Origin of the sequence: Cryobacterium sp. MLB-32 (genome assembly GCF_000738085.1) — a bacterium.
Taxonomy (GTDB): Bacteria; Actinomycetota; Actinomycetes; order Actinomycetales; family Microbacteriaceae; genus Cryobacterium.
This window is the reverse complement of the sequence record NZ_JPRS01000447.1, coordinates 1-1,453: the sequence shown is the minus strand read 5'-3', so window position 1 is coordinate 1,453 and position 1,453 is coordinate 1. Positions and strand designations below refer to the sequence as shown.

The following is a 1,453-nucleotide window of genomic DNA, read 5'->3' as shown; positions in this document are numbered from 1 at the left end:
AGCTCCACCCGAGGAATGCCCGTCGCCTGGACCGTGGCTCATTGGCATCCGTGATCAGTCCCTCCGGACTGATCGCCACCAACGAATCCAGACTCGACTCAATCATCGACCGGGCCGACTCAAACGCCCTCCTCAGGGCTGTCACGTCGCGTGCCGCCGCGAACACGGCGAGCACGTTGCCGCTAGCGTCCCGGTACACCGATGCGTTGTACAGCACTTCGGTCAGCGTCCCGTCCCGGTGGCGGAGGGTCAACGGGTAGGCGAGGCCCATACGCCTTTCAAAGACACTCCGGTAAATCTCGTCAGCCTTCTCCGGTTCGGTGAAGTAGGCCGAGAACGCCGTGCCGATCAACTCGATCCGGGGAATACCGATCGCCTTCACCGTGGCCTCATTGGCATCGGTGATCAGCCCTTCCGGACTGATCGCCACCAATGAATCCAGACTCGTTTCAAGCATCGACCGGGCCGCCACGAACGCCCGCCGCGCCGCTGTCACATCGCGTGCCGCGGCGAACACGCCCAGCACGTTGCCGTCAACGTCCCGGTACACCGACGCGTTATACAGCACCTCCATCAGCGTCCCGTCCCGGTGACGCATGGTCAGCGGGTAGTCAACGGCCATGCCCTTCTCAAACACCAACTGATAAATCGCCTCCGCCTTCTCCGGCTCCGTGAAACAATCCGAGAACGCCGTGCCGATCAACTCCACCCGCGGAATACCGGTCGCCGTCACCGTCGCCTCATTCGCATCCGTAATCAGCCCTTCCGGACTGATCGCCACCAACGAATCCAGGCTCGACTCAATCATCGACCGCGCCGCCTCAAACACACGCCTCGCCGACGTCACATCCCGCGCGATTGTGGATGCGCCAACGACGACGCCGTCGGCATTGCGGATGGGAGACACAGTGAGTGAGGCCGGGAACACCGTCCCGTCTTTACGGACGCGGAGGGTCTCAAATTCGTCACAGTACTGGTCCTCCTTGACCTGAGCCAGGACGGAGGTGATCTCACCGGTCTGGTCCTGCGGGCTCAGCCGTTCGACGGACGTGCCCACGATCTCGCCGCTGGCATAGCCGTACATTCTCTCGGCTGCCGGATTCCAGCTTGTGATGATGCCGTCCAGAGGCTTGGCGATGATGGCATCGTTCGCATTCTCAATGATCGCGGCCAGAAGCTGGGAATTCTCAAGCGCATCCGGGCCCGCGTTTACCGGGGACGCAGCCGTGATCATCATCAAGACATCTCCCGTATCTAAGGCAGACAAACTGATACCGACCGGAATCTCGCTCCCGTCTTGCTTCCTCCCATTCAGCCCCCGCACCATAGTCCGACTAGTTGGATCGGCAATGGATTCGTTCGAATGGCCGCCACGGACCGCCGGAGCATACTCAGGTAGCAGCATCTGAATGGACCGACCGACGAGCTCGGCACGGTCGTAGCCGAACAGCGA

Annotated in this window: 1 protein-coding gene and 1 pseudogene; both read right to left on the bottom strand. The window is 61.7% G+C overall.

Annotation, left to right across the window (positions count from 1 at the left end; genetic code table 11):
- Positions 1-1,237: PAS domain-containing protein (locus tag JF66_RS19295; protein ID WP_231556517.1), on the bottom strand; the 1,237-nt coding region annotated here is incomplete at its 3' end.
- A gap of 15 nt (positions 1,238-1,252) precedes the next feature.
- Positions 1,253-1,450 (bottom strand): annotated as a pseudogene (locus JF66_RS25475) (PAS domain S-box protein); the annotation flags it as partial.
- Positions 1,451-1,453: the final 3 nt, after the last annotated feature.